The organism is Mycobacterium sp. (genome assembly GCF_049673265.1).
Taxonomy (GTDB): Bacteria; Actinomycetota; Actinomycetes; order Mycobacteriales; family Mycobacteriaceae; genus Mycobacterium.
In genome coordinates this window covers 1-6,017 of the sequence record NZ_JBATXN010000383.1, presented here as the reverse complement: position 1 = coordinate 6,017, position 6,017 = coordinate 1, and the positions used below count along the sequence as shown (strand labels likewise).

Genomic DNA, 6,017 nt, shown 5'->3' with positions numbered 1-6,017 from the left:
CGATTCGGTTGGCGGCGTTGCGGGGGTGGCAGCCCGCGCCACCGGGTGCTCGTGCTGCGGCCGCGCTGCCACGGTCGGGGCGTCCGCGACCGCGGCCTTGGTATCGACCGACGCGAGCAGTTCCTCGATTTCGGTTCGCGTGCGGTAGGTGACATCGCTTCTGTCGCGCAGCATTCGCAGCAGACGGGCGATGTCGTTTCGGGCCGTGGGATCGTCGCCGTCCTCTTCGAGCCCGGACTTGAGTTCGGTAAGCAAGTGGGTTTGCTGACGAGGGTCCAGATCTTGCTCGGCGAGGGTAGTGGACAGGCGCATCAGGTAGGCAAACGGCACCGGCGGTTCGTCGGGCAGCGGCGAGGGCAATGGCGGCTGCTTTGCGGCCAACGCGTGGACAGCGGTGACCAACTGGATACCGGTGTCAACGGTCGGGCTCTGGTAGTCGATAACCTGCAGTGCGGCAAGCGGATTGGCCCGCATACTGTCGACCGGGCCGATCCGAACAGGAAGGATGGGTCGCTGCAGCGCCTGCGCATAGCGCAGCTCGGCCTGACAGGGCTTGGACTCCAGCGAGTGATTCGACAGCGCGACGATGAAGACCTCGCAAGCGCGGATCTGCTCGAGGATTTCGTTCCACCAGGCTTGCCCGCCGCCGAGGTCTTCGTCGAACCAAACCTGCTGGCGGGCCCGTCGAAGCGCCGTCGTCAAAGGCTCGATGGCCGACCGGTCTTGGCTTGAGTAGCTGACAAACAGCCCCATAGCAGTCTCCTCCGGCACGGGGGCGAACGGGCAAACTGCGATGCGACGATAACGCATCCTCGCTCTGGCCGGGCAGGATTCGGATGCTGCTGCCGACGGGTGTCAGCCGACGAACCGCGAGAGCCGCGCCGACAAATGCGGCACCAACCCGCCGTCTGCGTCCACCCGTTCTTCGACGTAGGCCAGGTCGCCGCCCTCGACGATGCCGTAGAGCCGCTTAGCGCCGCCGACCAGCACACCAGATCTGCTGCGGGCCAACGCATCGGTGGCCAATTCCCACGACGACTGGTTGAGTGGCCGTCCGTAAAACAGCTCGACGTAGCCGGCGGAGTGCGCCAGCAGCAACTCGATGGCATGAGATTCGCTCGGGTCGTGGGGATCCTTCACGAAGCGCCAATAGCCCGTTTCCCGCAGATCGGGTCCTTGGTAGTCGCCGGTATCGGAGACCCGCCACGACCGCGCCTCCCAGTTGAGGTAGTCGCCGCCGTCGTGTGAAACCACGATCTGCTGCCCAAACCGGTAATCGCCGTCGGCTCCGCGGCCCTCTCCTTCGCCGCGCCAAACGCCAACCAGCGGAAGCAAAGCCAGCAGGGCGTCATTCAGATTTGCGCCTTTGCGGAGGTTCGCCGTGTCAGCGGGGATAGGCAGGTCGTCGAAGACCGGGATGTTGCGCGCCGCGGTCACTTTGGCGCGTTGGGCGGCTGCGGCCACGGCACGGTCTCCGGAACCACGGGATCCGGCCGGTCCGTCAGGGCCCTCGGAGGTCACGACTCGTCAGTGATGAGCCGGTAGAGCATGTACAGCGCGAACCATGAGATGAACACGGTCATCCCGACAAGAATGAGCTCGAAGAGCAAAACCACGCCGACGAGTCTAGTTCGACAACGATGCGCGGACTCGTCGGGGAGACTGCTCAGGCGATCTTGACGTCGACCTCGTGGATCCCGGCGCCCGACGGGTTCACCACCGCGTCACCGTTACCAGCAGCCGATAGGGCGCGTAGCGTCCAGGATCCGGGTGCGGCGAAGAACCGGAAGTCACCGGTGGCCGATGCGACGACCTCAGCGGTGAACTCGTCGGAGGAGTCCAGCAGGCGCACGAAGGCGCCGCCGACGGCCTGGCCGTCCCCGTCGACAACCCGACCGGTGATCACCGTCTCCTTCTCCAGGTCGACGCTGGCCGGCAACGTCTGTCCTTGCTTCGGTGCAGAGCACATATCAGCTTCCCAACTCGATCGGGGCGCCCACCAGGGAGCCGTATTCCGTCCAACTGCCGTCGTAGTTCTTGACATTCCTGTGGCCCAGCAATTCCTGCAAAACGAACCAGGTGTGCGACGAGCGCTCGCCGATTCGGCAGTACGCAATCGTTTCCTTCGACCCGTCCAGACCGGCGTCGGCATAGAGCTTGGCCAGGTCCTCGTCGGACTTGAACGTGCCGTCTTCGTTGGCGGCCCTACTCCACGGCACGTTGATCGCGCTGGGGATGTGGCCGGGTCGCTGGCTTTGCTCCTGAGGCAGGTGGGCTGGCGCCAGGATCTTGCCGGAGAACTCGTCGGGTGAGCGGACATCCACCAGGTTCTTGGCGTTGATGGCCGCGATGACTTCATCGCGGAACGCCCGGATGCTGTTGTCGGGCGCCTTGGCGCTGTACGACGTCGCGGGCCGCTGCACGGTCTCCGTCGACAGCGGCCGCGCGTCGAGCTCCCACTTCTTGCGGCCGCCGTCGAGCAGCTTGACGTTGTCATGGCCATACAGCTTGAAATACCAGTACGCGTAGGCGGCGAACCAATTGTTGTTGCCCCCGTAGAGGATCACGGTGTCGTCGTTGGCAATGCCGCGGTCACTCAGCAGCTTGGAGAACTGCTGGGCGTCGACGAAGTCACGCTTGACGGGGTCTTGCAGATCGGTACGCCAGTCCAGTTTGACCGCGCCGGGGATGTGACCGACGTCGTATGCGCTGGTGTCCTCGTCGACTTCAACGAAGACCGTGTTCGCGGCGTCGAGATTGCTCTGGGCCCAGTCGGTGGAGACCAGGACGTCGGAGCGTGCCATGTGGTGGATCCTTTCGGGGGTTATGCGGGCTCGGAAGTCCTGGAAGTGGGCTTCAGATGCACGACGAGCGGGTAGAGCTGGCAGCCCAGGCAGATCCCGAAAGCTGCGTTGAGGAAAGCCGCCACCAATGCTGCTGCGGTAGCGATGAGGCCGACCAGCGGCGTACCGGAAGCGAACCCGGCCGCGCCGATGACGGCGAAGACCAGGCCGACCAGTTGGGCGAACTTCAGGGGAGGCACCGGCTCGCGTTCACGGACCGGTCCCAGGCGCGGGGCCACCAGATTGGCGAAGATCAGGGCGTAGGGGTGGCGGCGCGGGCCGGCCGTGGCGCCGATTGCGAAGATGACGGCCTGCAGGCCCAGGATGATCGCGGCGGCGGGCGCGCTGACCCCGCAAACGACGAGGGTGGTCACCAGCACGACGGTGGTGATCCAGGCGACGAATCGAGGCCCGCGAACATCGACCTGGTCGATGGTGCTGGTGCTCGACATGATGGTGCTCCTAGCTGCTTTGTGCAGGGGTATGGGGGACGCGCGCCAAGGTGTTTGTTCCTGGCTGCTCCGAGCGCGGCGCGCGAATGCGCGGCTACTCAGCAACTACAACAACAACAGCAGCAGCCCGCGATGCGGCACAGATCAACTGTGCGGCGCTTGGTGAGCAGGAGCTCGAGGCGGGCGGACACGTCGGACAGCTTACCCAATGGCCACGGCATCAAGCCAACAGCGGAGTCAACGCCGACCGCAGGTCATCGACTTTCGGGACACCCGCGGCGCGGTATCGCTGACGTCCGTGCGAGTCGAAGATAAAAGTAGTGGGCAGCGATAAAACTGAAAGACGTCGCGCGGCCGCTGGATTGGCGTCCATGTCGATTTCCACATGCGCGACATCACCGAGGTCGTCACACACCTGGGTGACCACCCGGCGCACGTGGGTACACGGCGAGCACCATGGCGCGCTGAAATGTACGACGGTCGGCCCGGCGGCCGACAGGCCCAAGTCGCTGGTGTCCAGTTCCGCCCCGGAATCGGTCGGCCGGACAGCGCCGGTGCGCCGGGTCAGCAGCCAGCCGGCGACGGCTGCCACCGCCAGCGCAGCCACAACGGCGACGATCGAGGGCATCATGCCCGGTTAAACCCGTCGAGCGTGATCGTTAATCCCTTGTTGATGCCCTCGATGATGACGTCGGAGCCGCGGGCGCCCTGACTCGTCGCCGTCAGCCCGAACGGAAGCCTTTGGTCGGGCAGCTTGCCGGCGAATGCGGCCAGCACCGCGTCGCGCTTGTCGTCGGGAACCTTCTGGTTGGCGGTATCCGGGCCGGTCAGCACACCGGTAGGGGTGAACACCAGGGTGGTCTCGTCGTCGCCGGCCATCGACAGGTCCACGGACACGCTGACCCGCTTGTCGAAGTGGGCCGACTTGGGGGTGCCGGTGAACACCAGACCGTGGCTGCCCGAGATCCCCGATTCGGTTGTTCCGCCGGTCGCGTTGTTGGTCTCCTGAGGCGGCGCCTCGACCATCAGATCGCGGATACCCATGTAGCGGCCAAGATGCAGCGAGTCGATGATGATCCGGCTCTCCAGCTTGCCGACCCGGAGCTTGGCGCTCGGCCCGATCAGCCAGGACGTGTCGCTTAGGTCAACTGAATGCATGGTCGCCTCCAGCGTGGCTTTCCCGATCACCGGACGGTCCACTGCGCTGGCCTTGATTTCCACCTCTCGGTAGTGGTTGCGCATCGCCTGCGGGATTACCGGGAAGCCGATGATCGCGACGAAGGGATCGAAACCCAGGTTGGCTGTCTGGCGCACTGTACGGGCCAGGCGATATTCGGCGTAGATCGTGGTCCCGAAGTCGACGCAGGCGGCTCCCACTGCCACGATCACGACGGCCAGTACCACCGCTCCCGCAGCGACCAGCACCTTACGCATCCGCATATTGTGGCGGACCTCGGCGGCAGGTTTGCAGCGTCGCCGCGCTGGGTCTAATTGCGCGCTTCCCGCTCAGACCGTTCCGGTCGGCATCGTCACCGCGCTGACTTGGAGGGTTCACGCTATCGTTTGATAACCAGGCCGATAACTTCACACCTCGCCATGAATTTGGGAGGCGCCTTTCCCACGACGCTGGAGGGGCTTGTTGGATCTACTACTACTGGCCGCGGAGCCGCATCCGGACGTGGTCCTACCGTCGTTGTCGCTGCTAGCGCACAACGTGCGTACAGCGCCGCCCGATGTTTCCTCGTTGCTGGAAGCAGGTAGCGCCGACATCCTGATCGTCGACGCGCGACTTGACCTGCCCGCTGCGCGTGGGTTGTGCCGGTTGCTGAGTTCGACGGGCCGCTCGATTCCGGCGGTGGTGGTGGTAAACGAGGGCGGCCTGGTGGCCGTCAACGCCGATTGGGGCCTGGACGAGATCCTGCTGCCCGGCACCGGGCCGGCCGAGATCGATGCCCGGCTCCGACTGCTGATCGGCCGCAAGGGCAGCCTGCAGGACCAGGAAAGCGTCGGCAAGATCAGCCTCGGCGAACTGGTGATCGACGAGAGCACCTACACCGCGCGGTTGCGTGGACGTCCGTTGGACCTCACTTATAAGGAGTTCGAGCTACTGAAGTATCTGGCGCAGCATGCCGGCCGGGTATTCACCCGGGCCCAGCTGTTGCACGAAGTATGGGGATACGACTTCTTCGGTGGCACCCGCACGGTTGACGTGCATGTGCGCAGGCTGCGGGCCAAACTCGGGCCGGAGTACGAGTCGCTGATCGGCACGGTACGCAACGTGGGCTACAAGGCGGTCCGCCCGAGCCGCGGCCGGCCACCGAGCGGCGAAGCCGCCCCCGCCGACGACGAACCGGAGGCAGAGAGTCGCCAGGAGCCGCTGGTCGATCCGTTGCGCAGCCAGTGACGTCCCTCGAGTGGCGGGTGGAGCTGGCTGCGGAGGAGCAGCAACAGATACGTGAACTGGTCAGCGCGGCAGGTGAATTCGACGACGTGGCCCCTGTCGGCGAGCAAGTTCTGCGGGAGTTGGCGCATCGCCGTACCGGGCACCTGCTGGCCACCGCTCGTCAACAGGGCGGCGGCGAGCGAATCATCGGTTATCTGAATCTCTCTCCGGGCCAGCAAGATGGGTTCGGCATGGCGGAGTTGGTGGTACATCCGCAATCCCGCCGGCGCGGTATCGGCACTGAATTGATTCGTGCCGCGTTGTCGAAAACCGATGGGC

Annotated in this window: 10 protein-coding genes; 2 read left to right on the top strand and 8 right to left on the bottom strand. The window is 65.1% G+C overall.

The genetic code is table 11. From position 1 onward, the window contains the following. The 8 genes from WBF82_RS13250 to lmeA all read right to left on the bottom strand — a co-directional run. The coding region (locus WBF82_RS13250; RefSeq protein WP_424383474.1) for a toll/interleukin-1 receptor domain-containing protein at positions 1-753 on the bottom strand (753 nt) is incomplete at its 3' end. 102 nt (positions 754-855) lie between these two features. Further along, positions 856-1,521 (bottom strand): FABP family protein, encoded by a 666-nt coding sequence (locus WBF82_RS13245; protein ID WP_424383473.1) that lies wholly within the window; start codon positions 1,519-1,521, stop codon positions 856-858. Between the two features lie 145 nt (positions 1,522-1,666). Next, positions 1,667-1,969: a DUF1416 domain-containing protein gene (locus WBF82_RS13240; protein ID WP_424383472.1), complete on the bottom strand. Its 303-nt coding sequence runs from the start codon at positions 1,967-1,969 to the stop codon at positions 1,667-1,669. Between the two features lies 1 nt (position 1,970). Then, positions 1,971-2,804, bottom strand: coding sequence for a sulfurtransferase (locus tag WBF82_RS13235; RefSeq protein WP_424383471.1), 834 nt, complete (start codon positions 2,802-2,804; stop codon positions 1,971-1,973). Positions 2,805-2,824: 20 nt separating this feature from the next. Further along, the gene (locus WBF82_RS13230) at positions 2,825-3,295 is read right to left on the bottom strand and encodes a DUF4395 domain-containing protein (protein WP_424383470.1); all 471 of its coding nucleotides are present in this window, start codon (positions 3,293-3,295) and stop codon (positions 2,825-2,827) included. Positions 3,296-3,393: 98 nt separating this feature from the next. Beyond that, a complete protein-coding gene (locus tag WBF82_RS13225) occupies positions 3,394-3,516 on the bottom strand; it encodes an Ms5788A family Cys-rich leader peptide (protein WP_424383469.1) in 123 nt (40 codons plus the stop codon). Beyond that, positions 3,516-3,923: a thioredoxin family protein gene (locus WBF82_RS13220; protein ID WP_424383468.1), complete on the bottom strand. Its 408-nt coding sequence runs from the start codon at positions 3,921-3,923 to the stop codon at positions 3,516-3,518. The genes WBF82_RS13225 and WBF82_RS13220 overlap by 1 nt, the downstream gene beginning before the upstream one ends. Beyond that, positions 3,923-4,735: a mannan chain length control protein LmeA gene (gene lmeA / locus WBF82_RS13215; protein WP_424383467.1), complete on the bottom strand. Its 813-nt coding sequence runs from the start codon at positions 4,733-4,735 to the stop codon at positions 3,923-3,925. Before lmeA ends, WBF82_RS13220 begins: the two co-directional genes overlap by 1 nt. 196 nt (positions 4,736-4,931) lie before the next feature. Here lmeA and WBF82_RS13210 point away from each other — a divergent pair, with 196 nt between their 5' ends. Together WBF82_RS13210 and WBF82_RS13205 are read left to right on the top strand one after the other, a co-directional pair. After that, positions 4,932-5,699 carry a winged helix-turn-helix transcriptional regulator gene (locus tag WBF82_RS13210; protein WP_424383466.1) on the top strand — a complete coding sequence of 256 codons (768 nt, stop codon included), beginning with the start codon at positions 4,932-4,934 and terminating at the stop codon, positions 5,697-5,699. Beyond that, positions 5,696-6,017: GNAT family N-acetyltransferase (locus WBF82_RS13205; protein ID WP_424383465.1), on the top strand; the 322-nt coding region annotated here is incomplete at its 3' end. The genes WBF82_RS13210 and WBF82_RS13205, both read left to right, overlap by 4 nt.

Coding starts and splice junctions, on each gene's coding strand:
- WBF82_RS13240 (WP_424383472.1), bottom strand. CDS start 1,969: ATGTGCTCTGCACCGAAGCAAGGACAGACGTTGCCGGCCAGCGTCGAC.
- WBF82_RS13235 (WP_424383471.1), bottom strand. CDS start 2,804: ATGGCACGCTCCGACGTCCTGGTCTCCACCGACTGGGCCCAGAGCAAT.
- WBF82_RS13230 (WP_424383470.1), bottom strand. CDS start 3,295: ATGTCGAGCACCAGCACCATCGACCAGGTCGATGTTCGCGGGCCTCGA.
- WBF82_RS13225 (WP_424383469.1), bottom strand. CDS start 3,516: ATGCCGTGGCCATTGGGTAAGCTGTCCGACGTGTCCGCCCGCCTCGAG.
- WBF82_RS13220 (WP_424383468.1), bottom strand. CDS start 3,923: ATGCCCTCGATCGTCGCCGTTGTGGCTGCGCTGGCGGTGGCAGCCGTC.
- lmeA (WP_424383467.1), bottom strand. CDS start 4,735: ATGCGGATGCGTAAGGTGCTGGTCGCTGCGGGAGCGGTGGTACTGGCC.